General features: G+C 62.7%; 14 protein-coding genes. 4 read left to right on the forward strand and 10 right to left on the reverse strand.

Annotated features, from left to right (window positions below; all coding sequences use genetic code 11):
* The 7 genes from ACTJKX_RS30175 to ugpB all read right to left on the reverse strand — a co-directional run bounded on the left by ACTJKX_RS30175 (position 1) and on the right by ugpB (position 6043).
* Positions 1-615 carry a pyridoxamine 5'-phosphate oxidase family protein gene (locus ACTJKX_RS30175; RefSeq protein WP_440727524.1) on the reverse strand — a complete coding sequence of 205 codons (615 nt, stop codon included), beginning with the start codon at positions 613-615 and terminating at the stop codon, positions 1-3.
* 48 nt (positions 616-663) lie between these two features.
* Positions 664-1077, reverse strand: a complete 414-nt coding sequence (locus tag ACTJKX_RS30180) for a VOC family protein (RefSeq protein ID WP_311941486.1) — start codon at positions 1075-1077, stop codon at positions 664-666.
* 129 nt (positions 1078-1206) lie between these two features.
* Positions 1207-1617, reverse strand: coding sequence for a hypothetical protein (locus tag ACTJKX_RS30185; protein WP_394307786.1), 411 nt, complete (start codon positions 1615-1617; stop codon positions 1207-1209).
* Between the two features lie 79 nt (positions 1618-1696).
* Positions 1697-2752 (reverse strand): sn-glycerol-3-phosphate ABC transporter ATP-binding protein UgpC, encoded by a 1056-nt coding sequence (ugpC, locus tag ACTJKX_RS30190; RefSeq protein WP_367623366.1) that lies wholly within the window; start codon positions 2750-2752, stop codon positions 1697-1699.
* Between the two features lie 7 nt (positions 2753-2759).
* The gene (gene ugpE, locus ACTJKX_RS30195) at positions 2760-3608 is read right to left on the reverse strand and encodes a sn-glycerol-3-phosphate ABC transporter permease UgpE (RefSeq protein WP_311941476.1); all 849 of its coding nucleotides are present in this window, start codon (positions 3606-3608) and stop codon (positions 2760-2762) included.
* A 36-nt stretch (positions 3609-3644) separates the two neighbouring features.
* Positions 3645-4526 (reverse strand): sn-glycerol-3-phosphate ABC transporter permease UgpA, encoded by an 882-nt coding sequence (gene ugpA, locus ACTJKX_RS30200; RefSeq protein ID WP_068291323.1) that lies wholly within the window; start codon positions 4524-4526, stop codon positions 3645-3647.
* 206 nt (positions 4527-4732) lie between these two features.
* Positions 4733-6043, reverse strand: a complete 1311-nt coding sequence (gene ugpB, locus ACTJKX_RS30205; protein ID WP_440727525.1) for a sn-glycerol-3-phosphate ABC transporter substrate-binding protein UgpB — start codon at positions 6041-6043, stop codon at positions 4733-4735.
* Positions 6044-6694: 651 nt separating this feature from the next.
* On the opposite strand from ugpB, the gene ACTJKX_RS30210 reads away from it, so the two are divergent.
* Positions 6695-7852: a diphosphate--fructose-6-phosphate 1-phosphotransferase gene (locus ACTJKX_RS30210; protein ID WP_394307784.1), complete on the forward strand. Its 1158-nt coding sequence runs from the start codon at positions 6695-6697 to the stop codon at positions 7850-7852.
* 20 nt (positions 7853-7872) lie between these two features.
* Here ACTJKX_RS30210 and ACTJKX_RS30215 read toward each other — a convergent pair whose 3' ends face one another.
* Both ACTJKX_RS30215 and ACTJKX_RS30220 read right to left on the reverse strand, forming a co-directional pair.
* The gene (locus ACTJKX_RS30215; protein WP_440727526.1) at positions 7873-8529 is read right to left on the reverse strand and encodes a DUF2161 domain-containing phosphodiesterase; all 657 of its coding nucleotides are present in this window, start codon (positions 8527-8529) and stop codon (positions 7873-7875) included.
* Between the two features lie 9 nt (positions 8530-8538).
* Positions 8539-9558 carry a ribonuclease T2 family protein gene (locus ACTJKX_RS30220; protein WP_311941459.1) on the reverse strand — a complete coding sequence of 340 codons (1020 nt, stop codon included), beginning with the start codon at positions 9556-9558 and terminating at the stop codon, positions 8539-8541.
* A 415-nt stretch (positions 9559-9973) separates the two neighbouring features.
* Between ACTJKX_RS30220 and ACTJKX_RS30225 the strand changes: the two genes are divergently transcribed.
* The 3 genes from ACTJKX_RS30225 (at position 9974) to ACTJKX_RS30235 (ending at position 13279) form a co-directional block, all read left to right on the forward strand.
* The gene (locus ACTJKX_RS30225) at positions 9974-10144 is read left to right on the forward strand and encodes a hypothetical protein (RefSeq protein ID WP_311941455.1); all 171 of its coding nucleotides are present in this window, start codon (positions 9974-9976) and stop codon (positions 10142-10144) included.
* A gap of 362 nt (positions 10145-10506) precedes the next feature.
* Positions 10507-11760 (forward strand): MFS transporter, encoded by a 1254-nt coding sequence (locus ACTJKX_RS30230; protein ID WP_394307783.1) that lies wholly within the window; start codon positions 10507-10509, stop codon positions 11758-11760.
* Between the two features lie 112 nt (positions 11761-11872).
* Complete coding sequence (locus tag ACTJKX_RS30235; protein WP_394307781.1) at positions 11873-13279, forward strand: MATE family efflux transporter; 1407 nt, start codon at positions 11873-11875, stop codon at positions 13277-13279.
* 31 nt (positions 13280-13310) lie between these two features.
* Here ACTJKX_RS30235 and ACTJKX_RS30240 read toward each other — a convergent pair.
* Positions 13311-14717, reverse strand: a 1407-nt coding sequence (locus ACTJKX_RS30240) for a caspase family protein (RefSeq protein ID WP_440727527.1), incomplete at its 5' end; no start/stop codon positions are given.

Raw genomic sequence — 14717 nt, forward strand, 5'->3', positions numbered from 1 at the left:
TCAATAGATCGTCTGGCGCAGGCGTTCCGGATAGGCCTTGTCATAGGCTTCGCCATCGAAATCGCCCTTGGTAATCGTGCTCAGGATCTGGCCCATGGTGGGCAATTCCGTCCGCGAAATCTGGGTCGAGGGATCCCAGAGCTTGGAGCGCACCAGCGCCTTCTGGCACTGAGTGTAGGCCTCTTCCACCGTGACGATGATAACGGTGCGGGGCGCCTTGCCCTGCATGGTGAAGCTCGCGCACAGTTCCGCATCGGTCGAGATCACGGCACGGCCGACTACGCGCAGCGTCTCGCCGATGCCGGGAATCATGAAGAGAAGATGGACGCGCGGGTCCTCGACAATGTTTCGCAGCGAATCCAGCCGGTTGTTGCCGCGCCTGTCGGGAATGATCAGGGTCTTGCGATCGGCGACACGCACGAAGCCGGCCGGGTCGCCACGCGGCGAACAATCGACGCCAGATCGCCCCACCGAGGCAAGTATCATGAAAGGCGAGGCCTGGATGAAGCCGTGATACTGATCGGACACGTGGTCGAGCACCTTGATGCGGGCGGCAGGCTGCACCGGCTCACTATAGAGTGTCTCGAGTTCGGCGATGGTGGTGATCAACGACATCGGAAACTTCCGTCCTTTCGGGCCCGGCACACGCCACGGCCCTCTGCATCAATAGGTCCGCCACAGGCCTGGCGTGGCAAGTTCCAGCATATGGCCGTCGGGATCGCGGAAATAGATGCTGTCTCCGCCCGCCGGCCAATGGGTACGCCCTTCCACCACGACCTCATGCGCCACCAGCCGCGCCTCCCACTCCGCCAGCTCAGCGGCACCAATGGCAAAGGCGACATGGATGCGCCCCGCCGCGTCATGGCCCGGAATGGTGCCGACCGGCGATGTCATGTCATGATCGGAGGCGCCCTTCTTGAAGACGAGCAGGACGCTGGCACCGCCCACATCATAGGCATAGAGCCGCTCCATCTTCAGCAAGGAAGGAAGTTGCAGCACCGTCTCGTAGAAATGCGCAGCGCGATCGAGATCGTCGACATAGATGGCGGTTTCGAGAATGCGGTCGAGCTTGGGCATGCGACTCTCCTGCGTCAGCCGAGGAGGGTCAGCGCCTCCATTCCTCATTCGCATCGTCGGCTCGACGGTCAGACAACCAAGAGGGCCCATGATCTGTCAACCTCATGGTCGTGTCGGATCAGAGCATCATCATTTGACCGTGATCTCGATCTCCATTTCGTTGGGTACAAATCGCACATTGTCAGTATGTGAGGGGGCCATCCAGGTCACAGTGATGTGGTCGACGCCCGTATAGTTGGCCGCGGATCTGTAGACGATGACCGGTGCCTTCGTGGCGGTGCCCGCACACACGCCTGTGTTCTGGCCTAGCTTGGTCGCCACGGTTATGAGTTGCGCGGCACCATGAGCCGGCCCCGATGCGATACGGATATCTCTGACAGGATAAACTTCGCATGTACCAGCACCGTATATACCAATGGCCAATACGGGATAGGGTTTACCGCGAGGCACGGTTACTTGCTTAGGTCCTGCATAGGCGAAAGAAGGTGCTATAGCGACGCCTGCAGCGATCGCCAATATCATCTTATTTACTTTCTTCATCTGAAAAACTTTATGATCGAAAGATTACACGACAATCGATGCCAACACTGCATCGACTACCTTTCAATCAATACGCGATTCAATCCGAGATTCTCAATCGAGTTTCATTATCAAAAAGATGAATCATGTTCGTGTCGACAGCAAACTGCATGTCGTCGGCGACGGCATGTTCCATGCCAAGCGCGACGACGATTGGCTGCCCGTCGATATCGCCATGGACAAGGCGATGCGCGCCGAGCTCCTCGACATAGCGTAGCTTCACGGCCAGGCTGCCCGGCGTCGGGGCTGAGACCGGCTGCAGGTCCTCGGCGCGCAGGCCGACCAGGACCTCGCCCGGAACTTTTCCCGGCAGGGTCAGGCGCGTCTGCCCGAGAATGAGCGTATTGCCCTCCCCCCGCGCTTTCAGGATGTTCATGGCGGGCGAGCCGATGAACGCCGCCACGAAGGTGGAGGCGGGCTTGCGGTAGATCTCGAGTGGAGCACCGATCTGCTCGATTTCACCGCCATTCAGCACCACCAGCACGTCGGCCAGGGTCATCGCCTCGAGCTGGTCGTGGGTGACATAGATCGAAGTGGTGCCCAGGCGCTGCTGCAATTGCTTGATCTCGCCGCGCATCTGCACGCGCAGCTTGGCGTCGAGATTGGAGAGCGGCTCGTCGAACAGGAAGGCGGCCGGCTGACGCACGATGGCCCGGCCCATCGCCACGCGCTGGCGCTGGCCGCCGGAGAGCTGGCGCGGCTTGCGCTTGAGCATGTCGTCGCTGAGCTCGAGGATGCGGGCCGCTTCCTTCACCCGCTGGCCGATCTCGCCCTCGGCGGTTTTGCGGTTGCGCAGGCCATAGGCCATGTTGTCGTAAACCGACATATGCGGATAGAGCGCGTAATTCTGGAACACCATGGCGATATCCCGGTCCATCGGCTCGATCTCGTTGACGCGGCGCTCGCCGATGTGGACATCGCCCGAGGAGATGCGCTCCAGCCCGGCCACCATGCGCAGCAAGGTCGACTTGCCGCAGCCGGAGGGCCCGACCAGCACGCAAAAGCCGCCATCCGGCACGGTGAAGCTCACGCCCTTCACCGCCTCGTAGCCGTTGTCGTAGATCTTCTTGACGTTGTTCAGAACGACTTGAGCCATCGGTTACTCACTTCTCGGTCTCGACCAGGCCCTTGACGAAGAGCTTCTGCATGACGACGACCACCACCACCGGCGGCAGCATGGCCAGGATCGCGGTCGCCATGGCGATCTGCCATTCGGTCAGGGCGTCCTGGGTGGTGATCATCTTGCGGATACCGATGACGATGGTCTGCATCGAATCCTGGGTGGTGATCAGCAAGGGCCACAAATACTGGTTCCAGCCATAGATGAACTGGATCACGAACATCGCCGCGATCGAGGTGATGGAGAGCGGCAGCACGGTATCCTTGAAGAATTTCAGCGGGCCGGCGCCGTCGATCTTGGAAGCTTCCAGCAATTCGTCCGGAATGGTCATGAAGAACTGGCGGAACAGCAAGGTCGCCGTCGCCGAAGCGATCAAGGGCAGGGTCAGGCCGGCATAGGTATCGAGCAGATGCAGGTCGGAAACGATCTTGTAGGTGGGATAGATGCGCACTTCCACCGGCAGCATCAGGGTGATGAAGATCAGCCAGAAGGCGAACATGCGGAAGCGGAAACGGAAATAGACGATGGCGAAGGCCGAGATCAGCGAGATCACGATCTTACCCACCGCGATCGCCACCGCCATGATCAGGCTGGTGGTCAGCATGGTGAGCACCGGTTCGCGCGTAGCCCCCTCCGTGCCGTGAAACAGGGTCTGGGTGTAGTTCTTGATCAGGTCGGGGCCCGGCAGCACGCCGATCTGACCGTTGATGATGGTGGTGGCATCATGGGTAGAGGCCACGAAGGCCAGCCACACCGGGAAGGCCAGGACCAGTACGCCCAGGATCAGAATGGCGTGGGGCAGAAGGTTACCGAAACGGCGGTTCTCAACCATGAGCCGTTCCTCTCGATAGCAACGAGAAACAGATCATCAATAAGTCACTTTCTTCTCGATGAAACGGAACTGCAGGGTGGTCATGGCGATCACCATGATCAGCAGGATCACCGACTGCGCCGCCGAGCCGCCAAGATCGCCGCCGCTCTGGCCGTCATTATAGACCTTGAACACCATGGTGATGGTCTCCCCGGCCGGACCGCCATGCGTCACCGCATCGATGATGCCGAACGTGTCGAAGAAGACGTAGACGATGTTGATGACGAGTAGGAAGAAGGTCGTGGGCGACAGCATCGGCAGGATGATGGTCCAGAAGCGCCGCGCCGGCCGGGCGCCGTCGATGGCCGCCGCCTCGATCAGCGATTTGGGAATCGATTGCAGCCCCGCCAGGAAGAACAGGAAGTTGTAGGAGATCTGCTTCCAGGTTGCCGCCAGCACCACCAGGATCATGGCGTGATTGCCGTTGAGCAGGGGATCCCAGGGCAGGCCCAGCTGCTTGAGGCCACGCGCCACCAGGCCGAGCGAGGGCTGGAACATGAAGAGCCAGAGCACGCCAGCCACCGCCGGCGCCACCGCATAGGGCCATACCAGCATGGTGCGATAGAAGGAGGCGCCCTTGATCTTCTTGTCCGCCTGCACGGCCAGGATCAAGGCCAGCCCGAGCGACAGCACCGAGACCAGGCCGGCGAATACCAGGGTGACGCCGACGGCCTTGTAATATTCCGGTTGCTGGAACAGGAGCTGGTAATTCTCGAACCCGACGAATTCGGAGGTGGTGCCGAAACTATCCTCGATGAAGAAGGATTGCCGGATCGCCTGCAGCACCGGCCAATAGAAGAAGATCAGCGTGATCGCCAATTGCGGCGCCAGCAGCAGCCAAGGCAGGGTCTTGCCGGAGAAGACAGAGCGTTTTTCCATGGTCGATCCTAATGGCCGCATCGCTATTGCCGAAAACCGGCAACCCCTTTCGGCGCGATGCTTTAACCCTCTCGACCTTTGTCATTGCCGGGCTTGACCCGGCAATCCAGCACCCAGCCCAGACAGTGACGGTGCTGGACAGGGTGCCCGGGCCAAGCCCGGGCATGACGAAGGTCAGCGTCTTTTCGCTAAGGCTTACGGGCCTGTTATCGCCCCGCGGTGCGGGCGAAGGTCTTCAGGATCGCATCGCCCCGGCGGACGGCATCGTCCATCGCGGCCTGCGCAGTTTTCTTGCCGGCCAGGGCCTGCTCGATCTCCTCGGCCCAGACATCGCGGATCTGGGCGAGGTTGCCCAGACGCAGCCCGCGGGAATTTTCCGTCGGTGCCTTGTTGGTCAGCTCCAGCACGGCGACTTCGCTGTTGGGATCCTTGGCATAGAAGCCCTGTTTCTTGGAGAGCTCGTAGGCAGCCGGGGTGATCGGCAGATAGCCGGTCTCCTGGGCCCACCAGGCCTGCACGTCGGGCTTCGACAGATAGGTCAGGAACTTGGCGATGCCCTTATAGGATTCGTCCGACTTGCCGCCCATCACCCACAGCGAAGCGCCGCCGATGATCGAGTTCTGCGGCGCGCCCTGCACATCGGGATAATAAGGCATCGGCGCCACGGAATATTTGAACTTGGCATTGGCCTTGACGTTGCCCAGGAAGGCCGAGGAGGTCAGGAACAGCGGGCATTCGCCCGAGGTGAAGCGCCCCTCGCCCTGATTGGTGCGGCCGGAATAGTCGAAGGTCTTGTCCTTCTGGGCCTCGACCAGGTTTTCCAGATGCTTCACCACCACCGGATTGTTGAACTTCAATTCGGTATCGAAGCCATCCAAGCCGTTGGCCTTGGTCGACAGCGGCACGTTGTGCCAGGCCGACAGCTCCTCGATATTGGCCCAGGTGGTCCAGGCCGTGGAAATGCCGCAGGTGGCGTAACCGGCTGCCTTCAGCTTCTTGGCCGCCTCGAAAGCTTCCGGCCAGGTCTTGGGTGCCGCCGTCAGATTGGCCTTCTTCAGCGCATCCTCGTTGACCCACATCACCATGGTCGAGGAGTTGAAGGGAAAGGACAGCATCTCGCCCTTGGCATTGGAATAATAACCGGTGACGGCAGGCAGGTAGGACTTTTGGTCGAAGGGTTCGCCCGCATCCTTCATCAGCTGGTAGACTGGCTTGATGGCGCCCTTGGCCGCCATCATGGTGGCGGTACCGACTTCGAAGACCTGCAGGATATCGGGCGCATTGCCGGCCCGGAACGCGGCAATGCCGGCATTCATCGTATCGGGATAGGACCCCTTATACGCAGGAACGATCCGATAGTCGCTCTGGCTGGCATTGAAATCATTGGCCAGCTTGACGATGCGGTCGTTGTTGGCCCCCGTCATCGCATGCCACCACTGGATGTCGGTGGCCGCGAGGGCCCCGGTGGATACACTGGCCAGAAGAACCACGGCCGAAGCCAGAACGCTCAACTTCATCACATACTCCCTCAGGATGCGCCGCTTCTTAAAAGGACGGCGTCGTTTAAGACTTCACTGGCTGCGCCTCAATGACGAAGAAATGAAGCAAATATGACAGGTAATATGGTTGCAGGGTTTACCCTCGGCTTCTCCCTGCGTTCGCTTCGGTGCATTGCCCCAATTCCGACGTAGCGAAACCACCATTGATTTCTTTCAATCCCGAGGGCGAGATTAATAGATCATTTTTTTTAATTATAGAAAATTCATTCCATTGCGGGGCTGTATTGTCAAGGCCTGAATCCCATCGAACTGACAGCGGATGGAGCGCTTCCCACCGCAAAATCCATTCGCGGTTTCGATGCCGTGCGCAACGCCGCCAACCCATTGGCATATCGGCGACATCAAGGCATCTGCGCGGCCGGTCGGAGCGCCCCATGGCAAGCCGAAAGAGAGTCGAAACACGAAAGCCGGCATGCCGCCGCCATCGCGTAAGGCATGTCGGCATGCCGATGGGAAGGCCGACGTCCTGATCGCCTTGCCCCCGAATGAAGCATCGCCGCCTTCGTTTGCAATGGCGGCTGTACTTCACGCTCCTTCACCCAAGTCGCTCGTTGCCGACCGGCGCTTTCGAGGCTAAGCAACTGGAAACCAGATTGCCAGGGAGGCTCCATGTCGTCGATTGTCATCGCTCAAGGAGGCGGCCCGACCGCCGTGATCAATCAGACACTCTGCGGCGCCATCGTTGCCGCCCGCCGGCACGACCCGTCACTGCGCATCCTCGGCGCCCGCCACGGCGTCCGGGGGCTGACGCGCGGCGATCTCGTCGACCTCACCGCGCTTTCGGAAAGCGATCTTGAGCGCCTGGCCCGCACCCCGAATTCGGGCCTCGGCTCGACGCGGGACAAGCCCGATCCAGCCTATTGCCAGACCATCCTGCAGGCGCTGGAAAAGCTCGATGCCCGCGGCTTCATCTATATCGGTGGCAATGACACGGCCGGCACGCTCGATCTCCTGCGCCAGCAGTCGACCGGTTCCTGCAGCTTCGTGCACGCCCCCAAGACGATCGACAACGACCTGATGGAGAACGACCACGTACCGGGCTTCATCTCGGCGGCCGCTTTCGTCGCCAATGCCTTCGTCAGCATGGATCTCGATTTCCGGGCGATGCCGGGCATTTATGTCGCCATCGTCATGGGCCGGCATGCAGGCTTCCTCAGCGCCGCGGCTGCCGGCTGGCAGCAGGGCCCGGAGGACGCGCCCCATCTGATCTACACGCCCGAAAAGCCCTTCTCGGTCGAGCAGTTCCTCGATGACGTCGACATGGTCTACACCCGTATCGGCCGCTGCATCGTCTCGATGTCGGAAGGCGTCCAGGACGAGGCTGGCCGTCCCCTCGCCGAGGCACTCGCCGCCGGCACGGTCGAGCGTGACGCCCATGGCAATGTGCAGCTCACCGGCGGCGATCTCGGCATCGAGATCCAGAAGGCCTTGAAGCAGCGCTTCCCCAAGGCGCGCGCCCGTGTCGACACGCTGGGCTATCTGCCGCGGGGCTATATCGGCATCATCGACGAGACCGATGCCAAGGAAGCCTTCGAGGCCGGTGCCTTCGCGGCCCAGAGCGCCTTTACCGGCTCGGGCTCGGTGGTGCTGCACCATGACGGCAAGCATACCTCGCCGCGCATTGTCGCCCTCGACCAGGTCGCCGGGCGCACCCGTCACATGCCCGACAGCTTCTTCACAGGCGCCAACGCCGTCTCGGAAGAAGGCCGGGCCTATTTCCGCCGCCTGCTGCCGCCACGCCCCGACATTTTCACGCCCTTCGTGTAAGGGGCCCGCCCCTCATTTCGTCATGGGCAAGTCTGCGGCCAACGCTCCAGGGCTTCACGGCCTGCGGATGTCAGGCCGTAGATGCCTTTCTCGACCCGCTCGAACCAGCCGTAGACATTGCCCTGCAGGATCTTCGGGGCGTCGGGCACGGTCTTGGCGAGGTCCCGCCGGCGTTGCGGTGCCACCACCAGTGCGGCGGCACAGGCCAGCGCCTGCTGGCGATAGGCCGTCATCTGCGGCGCACGGGTCGAGCCGCCGACGACAGGATCGCCCTGGCGCTTGCGGTGCTCTCTCAACAGGCGGGAACGGCGCTTGGGATCGCGGCGCGGGAACGGCGCCTCAGGCGTGACGATGATCTGCACCTCCCCGCTATCGGACACCCCCAGCAATCCAAAGCCGAGACGGCGGCAGAGATTGCGGAAACGCGCATCGCTCTCGCGCCCCTTGCCGCGCGCGGAGAGACGGGCCGCGAGCCAGATCTCGTCGCAGGCTCCGGCCCTGTCGACGCCTTGCAGCACCAGTTCCAGGTTGAAGCTCTGCTTGAGCTCGCAGATCACCGCCACCGGCGGCTCGCCTTCGCGCAGGGCCAGGACATCACAGCCGCCGATCTCGCCTTTCACCGCAAAATCAAGCGACTCCAGGAAGGCCTTGACCGGTAGATAGAGTTCCGTCTCCAAGGCCGGCCCTCACTGCAGTCCGACCGGATCGACGATACCGGCCTTGCAGCCCTGATCCGTCGGCGAGGCGCCGGCGATCAGGTCGGCCAGCTTGGCACCGTCCTTGACCTCGCCGCGCAAGCCGATTGTCATTTCCACGATGATGCTGCGGCTGCCGTCACGCTTGCAGGCAAAGCGCACCCGCTCGCCGGCCCCCGCACCGAAACCCTGGTCGAAGGCGCTGCGAATCTGGCTGGTGTCGATTTCCTTGCCGACATTGTCGGCGAACAACTTCTGGACGGGCGAGGCGTTGATCTCGCCGATCAGAGCCACCGAGCGGCGGAAATAGGCATCGGCCGATTTCTCGAAGAAGCAGGTGCCATGCTCGATCCATTCGTGTCGATCGAGGAAGGAGGCGGTGCCGGGCATGGCCTTCTCCAGGGCCGTACGCGTCGCCGGCTCGAGCTGGGGCTCGGGCAGGTCCTCCCAGCGATGGGCCTTGTCAGCCTCGATATCGCGCCGCGCCACGCCGCAATAGGCATTGCCGCGCGGCTGCGGCCAGAGCCCGTGCAGCGTGAAATGGCTGGCGTCATAGCGATCGGCGGTTTGCGTACGGCACTCTGTCTTGTCGGGCAGCCCCTCGCAAAAGGCGGCCTGCCAGCTGATGGCGAAGACATAGGAAGCCCCACCCGCCGAAATTGCCGCATCAGATCTGGCCGGGCCAGGCTTGCCCGCACCCGGCGTGGCGGGGGTGCCATTATCGCCCGCCTTGACCTCACCGCAGGAGACGGGCACCCAGCGCTGCGCCGGCTGGGCATCTTCGACCTGGACGCGATAAAAGGTCGGATCGGGCTTGTTGCCGGCAAGCAGCCGATAATCCTGCCCGGGCGTCAATTTGACATCGCCGGGATTGGTCTGCTTGCGGATCGACTGGAGAGCCGGGCAGGCCTCCCGCGCCGTGAAGATTCCCTTCATCGACTCTTCGGCCCTGGCCGACATGAAAGGAACCAAAGTCGAAACGGCCAAGGCCGCCAGCCAGCTCTTGCGCATGCAATTCTCCCGGTCCCCCTGAGCAAGGCACGTTTTGGCGAAAACGCGGCCTTGCCCGAACTCGTTGGTTCGACGCGTGTTTGGGTTCGAGGCGTTTCATTCAACCCACAAACGCTTTTGCGTCGGGCCATGTCGATCCCGATCCTTCTCATCGAGGAAGGAATAAAGCACAGGGCTGAACAGAAACCTACCTGGCCATGTTGCATTGCAGCATAAGCTGGCCGACCTCCGTACCGGCAAGCCATCCGAGCTTTGGGCATCCCGCCCCGGCACATCCGCCGGTAACTTCCTCTAAACCATGCAAAAATAGCATGCCGGGCATACGACTTTGCGCGTGCGATTCTGCACAAATTTTGCCGCGATTTGCCTATATATGCAGCGCAGTAAACGTAGCGCTTTTTCTGGAACCACTCCCGTGACGACCGTCGCTCTCATCAACGCCCTCTCCGCCCGCCTCGTAGCCTATCGCAACCGCCGTCGCCTCGCGACCGTGCGCCGCGAACTGAGCTATCGCGACATGCTGGATCTGGGCATGTATCGCGGCCATATCGACCGCGTCGCCAGCGCCGAGAACGAGCCGATCTGAGCTCCTCTCCAGCTTCGGGCCTGCCATGCCCGCCCGATAGTCCGATCGCGATCCTGGCCAGCCCGGATCGCGATTTTGTTTTCCGACCCTTGCCGTCCCGACCTGCTTTTCATCGCGTCAGCGTGATGAATATCATCACGAAGATTTATTGATGACGACGCGTCTCGATATTCCCCGCTTGGCGACATTCGGCTAAAACGGTTTAGCGGGCGGCTCCCGCATCTCTTCCCATCACCCGCATAGCCCAGCGGAACCAGGCCCGATCGGCCTTGGCGTGCGCCAAGATGCCGATTTTTCGTGCCGCAACAAAGGGATAGTCCGCGTTCGCACCCCGCGTGCCGCCGCGGGTCTAGCAGTGACGTATGGACGCCAAAGCAGCCACCCTGCCCTCCTCAGGTGCATTCAGCCCCGAGCGCACGGCCTATTCGATCCTGATGGCGATCAGCGTCTCGCATTGCCTCAACGACACCATCCAGTCGTTGATCCCCTCGATCTATCCGATGCTGCGTGACAATTACGCCCTCAGCTACACCCAGATCGGCCTGATCACGCTGGCCTTCCAGCTGACGGCATCGCTGCTGCAACCTTTCGTCGGCCTCTATACCGACCGCCGCCCCCTGCCCTATTCGCTTACCGTCGGCATGGGCCTCAGCCTTATCGGCCTGGTGCTGCTCGCCTATGCCCAAAATTACGCCACAGTCCTGATCGCCGCCATGCTGGTCGGCACCGGCTCTTCGGTCTTCCATCCCGAATCGTCACGCGTCGCGCGCATGGCTTCCGGCGGCAAGACCGGCCTGGCACAGTCGGTCTTTCAGGTCGGCGGCAATCTCGGCACCTCGATCGGGCCACTGCTGGCCGCCTTCATCGTGCTGCCCTATGGCCAGCATTCGATCGCCATCTTCTCGGTGATCGCCCTGCTCGCCATGTTCATCCTGTGGAATGTCGGCAATTGGTATGCCGCCTATCGGCGCCACACGGCCGGTATCAAGACCAGAACCGTGTCGGCCGTGGCCTCGTTGTCGCGCGGCCGCGTCATCGCCTCGCTGGCGGTGCTGCTGGCACTGGTCTTCTCCAAATTCTTCTACATGGCATCGCTGTCGAGCTACTACACGCTCTATCTCGAAGATCGTTTCGGCCTGCCGCCCGAAGCCGTGCAGATGCAGCTCTTCATCTTCCTGTTCGCTGCAGCGGCCGGCACGCTGCTCGGCGGGCCGATCGGTGACCGTATCGGGCGCAAATATGTGATCTGGGTCTCGATCCTGGGCGTGCTGCCTTTCAGCCTGGCCCTGCCCTATGCCAACCTGACCTGGACACCGGTGCTGGCGGTGATCATCGGCTTCATCCTGTCCTCCGCCTTTTCGGCCATCGTGGTGTTCGCGCAGGAGCTGGTGCCTGGCAAGACCGGCATGATCGCCGGATTGTTCTTCGGTCTCGCCTTCGGCATGGGCGGCGTCGGTGCCGCGGCGCTCGGCGTTCTCGCCGACAAGACCAGTATCGAATTCGTCTACAAGGTCTGCTCCTTCCTGCCGATGATCGGGCTGCTGACGATTTTCCTGCCCAATATCGAACGCCCAAAGCCGCAGCCCGTCGAAGCGGTGAAGGAAGTGTTCAAATAGAAAGGCGGCCACTCGCCTTTCCATCCCGACATTTCTGAGGCCGAACGGGGGCTGCGCACCAATCAGGGCGCGGCCCGCGCTCCAATTTCAAATAAGCAATGGAAACGACCAAATGGCTACGGTATTTCCGCCTGCAGGCTCGCAAGCGAGCCTCGGTGGTCACCAGAGCTGGAGCCGGGAAGCACTCGAAACCCTCATCCTGGCCTGGCCTCTCATTCTGACCAATCTGGTCGAGCTGGCTTTGACCACCACCAATCTCATCCTCGTCGGTGAATTGGGGTCGCAGGCGATCGCCGCCGTGACCCTGGCCAACAACCTGTTCTTTTTCTTTGCCATCATCGGATTGGGGGTGGTGACAGCGGTGGCACCGATGGTTGCCAGCGCCCTCGGCGCCGGCGACGACAGCGGCCGCGATATCCGCCGGACGGTGCAGCAGGGATTGTGGACATCGCTGATCGTCTCGATCCCGGGCCTCGCCTGCCTGATGAACGGCGAATGGATCATGCTGCATCTCGGCCAGAACCCCGAGATCGCCAGGCATGCCTCGCAATATCTCGGCGGCCTGTCCTGGTCGCTGCCGGCCTTCGTCGGCTACATCGCCCTGCGTTCGGCGGCGGCGGCCATGGGGCAGCCCCGTGCTGCCCTGTGGAGTGCGCTTGCCGGCATCATCATCAATGCCATCCTGGCCTGGGGCCTCACTTTCGGCCATCTCGGCCTGCCCGCGCTCGGCGTGTCGGGCCCAGGCATCGCCACCACGATCGCGACCTGGATCTTCTTCCTGCTGCTGGCCGCCTTCCTGGCCTTCAGCCGGCCGTTCCGGCACTATCAACTGTTCCAGAACCTGTGGCGCCCCGATTGGGAACGGCTCTGGCAGATCTTCCGGCTGGGTGTGCCCATCGCCGTGACGCTCGCCTTCGAGGTCACCGTCTTCAACGCCGCGGCCTTCCTGATGGGACGCATCGGCGAGACGGACCTCGCGGCACATGGCATCGCCATCCAGATCGCCTCGATCAGCTTCATGGTGCCGCTCGGCCTCGGTCAGGCGGCGACCGTGAGGGTCGGCCTCGCCTATGGCGCCGGCGACCGGCATGCCATCAGCCGCTCCGGCTGGACGGCCTATGTCCTCGGTGTCGGCTTCATGTGCGCGGCAGCGGCCTTCATGCTGATCGCACCGCATCTGCTGATCGGCCGGTTCATCGATCTTGCGGATCCGGTCAACGCCGATGTGGTGGCCAGAGCCAGCCTGTTCCTGATCTTCGCCGGCCTGTTCCAGATCACCGACGGGGCCCAGGTCGTGGCTGCCGGCATGCTGCGCGGCCTGCACGACACGGTGATCCCGATGCTGTTCGCCGCCATCGGCTACTGGGTGGCGGGGCTGCCGCTCGGCATCCTGCTCGGCTTCCATTTCGGCTGGGGCGGTGCCGGTATCTGGGCCGGCCTGGTGAGCGGGCTGACGGCAGTCGCCGTGCTGATGACGCTGCGCTGGCTGCGGCGGGATCGCCTCAAGCCGGCGACGTGATCCGCCGCCATTCCGGTGCGGCCAAAGCGGCCTATTGCAGGGACTGGAAGTAGCTCAGTCTCTGCCGATAGGCGGCTTCGATGCAGCTGGCGGTTGCCCCACAGCGGTCACGATTGGTGCGCCAGGCCGTCTGGCTGGCCGACAGGGCGACCTGGTCGGCTTTCGCCAGATTCCTGAACCGGGCCTTGAACACGCTGTCGAGAGCAAGGTCGAGCCGCGCCAGCGTATCGCTCTGGCAGATGGCGCGCTCGCTCGGATTGAGGCGTCCGCCGCAGGGGAAGCTGGGCGACGTGGAGGGCGTGCCGGCCGCCTTGTCGACCAGGCTCTTCAGGAAGGCGAGACGCTGCCGGTAGCTCACACCGATGCAGGCGGCATCCGCGCCGCACTCGTCGCGTTGGGCACGCCAGGCCGTCTGGTTCGCCTTCAGCTTGGCCTGCAAGTCCTTCGGCAGGGCGGCGTTGATCACGCCATAGGCGGATGACAGCGTCTGATCGAGGGTGGCGAGGTCGCCATCCTGGCAGATGGCGTTTTCGGTGGGGTTCAGGCGGCCATTGCAGGGAAAGCTCGGCGACACGGACGCAGGCACGGTCCTGTCTGGCGCTGCAAAGTCGAGGGCTGCGCTCTGCTGCGGCGGGGAGCTTGCCTGGTTGCCGCCCTCCGTCGTCACGGCGGGTGCGAGATCGGCCCCGGTCTGTGCCGGCGGATTGACCGGCGTCGTGCTGGTGGCGCCGACTGCTTTGACCGGCTGCACATTCTCCGCCTTTCCGGCCATGGCGAAGGAACCGATGATGGCCTCGTTCACCCAGGGGGTCTGGCCACCCTGGGTCGACTGGTCGACATCGGCCCTGACCTGGCCGAACATCTGGCGGATGTCGAGGCCGGGCGTCTCCATATGGGCGAGCAGCGCCGTGGTGAAGGGCGAGTTGCGCCCGCTGCCATCCTGCGCCACCGAACCCGGCGCCGTGGAGAAGGCGATCAGCGTGCCCTTGGCCGAGGAGGCGTCGAGATCGATGCGGGCCAGCCCGCGCGTCCCCGCCCCCCGCGTCAGCTGGCGCGTCAGGGGATTGTCCCGGCACGAATCAAGGATCACGATCTTCACCTTCGGCGCCGCGCTGTCGACCAGTTCCAGCAGCTTGTCCAACGACAGGGTCTGGGTGTCCAGATCGAGCTCGTCCGAGATCTTGGCCGAGACAGGCACCAGGTAGTTGCGCCCCTTCACCTGCACGCCATGGCCCGAATAGAACACCACCACGCTGTCGGCATGGTCGGCATCGCGCAGGAACGCCCTCAGCCCGTCATTCATCGCCGCCAGGTCGCCGTCCTTGACCAGGGTCACCGCATAGCCGATCCGCCCCAGCGCCGCCGCCATGTCGTTGGCGTCATTGGCCGGGTTCACCAAAGGCGTCACCGAGCGATAGGCGCTGTTGCCGATCACCAG

This window comes from Labrys sp. 22185, from assembly GCF_052045555.1.
Taxonomy (GTDB): Bacteria; Pseudomonadota; Alphaproteobacteria; order Rhizobiales; family Labraceae; genus Labrys; species Labrys neptuniae.

Bases quoted from the DNA above. Each gene is read 5' to 3' on its own strand.
- ACTJKX_RS30175 (WP_440727524.1), bottom strand. From the start codon at position 615: ATGTCGTTGATCACCACCATCGCCGAACTCGAGACACTCTATAGTGAG.
- ACTJKX_RS30180 (WP_311941486.1), bottom strand. From the start codon at position 1,077: ATGCCCAAGCTCGACCGCATTCTCGAAACCGCCATCTATGTCGACGAT.
- ACTJKX_RS30185 (WP_394307786.1), bottom strand. From the start codon at position 1,617: ATGAAGAAAGTAAATAAGATGATATTGGCGATCGCTGCAGGCGTCGCT.
- ugpC (WP_367623366.1), bottom strand. From the start codon at position 2,752: ATGGCTCAAGTCGTTCTGAACAACGTCAAGAAGATCTACGACAACGGC.
- ugpE (WP_311941476.1), bottom strand. From the start codon at position 3,608: ATGGTTGAGAACCGCCGTTTCGGTAACCTTCTGCCCCACGCCATTCTG.
- ugpA (WP_068291323.1), bottom strand. From the start codon at position 4,526: ATGGAAAAACGCTCTGTCTTCTCCGGCAAGACCCTGCCTTGGCTGCTG.
- ugpB (WP_440727525.1), bottom strand. From the start codon at position 6,043: ATGAAGTTGAGCGTTCTGGCTTCGGCCGTGGTTCTTCTGGCCAGTGTA.
- ACTJKX_RS30210 (WP_394307784.1), top strand. From the start codon at position 6,695: ATGTCGTCGATTGTCATCGCTCAAGGAGGCGGCCCGACCGCCGTGATC.
- ACTJKX_RS30220 (WP_311941459.1), bottom strand. From the start codon at position 9,558: ATGCGCAAGAGCTGGCTGGCGGCCTTGGCCGTTTCGACTTTGGTTCCT.
- ACTJKX_RS30230 (WP_394307783.1), top strand. From the start codon at position 10,507: ATGGACGCCAAAGCAGCCACCCTGCCCTCCTCAGGTGCATTCAGCCCC.
- ACTJKX_RS30235 (WP_394307781.1), top strand. From the start codon at position 11,873: ATGGCTACGGTATTTCCGCCTGCAGGCTCGCAAGCGAGCCTCGGTGGT.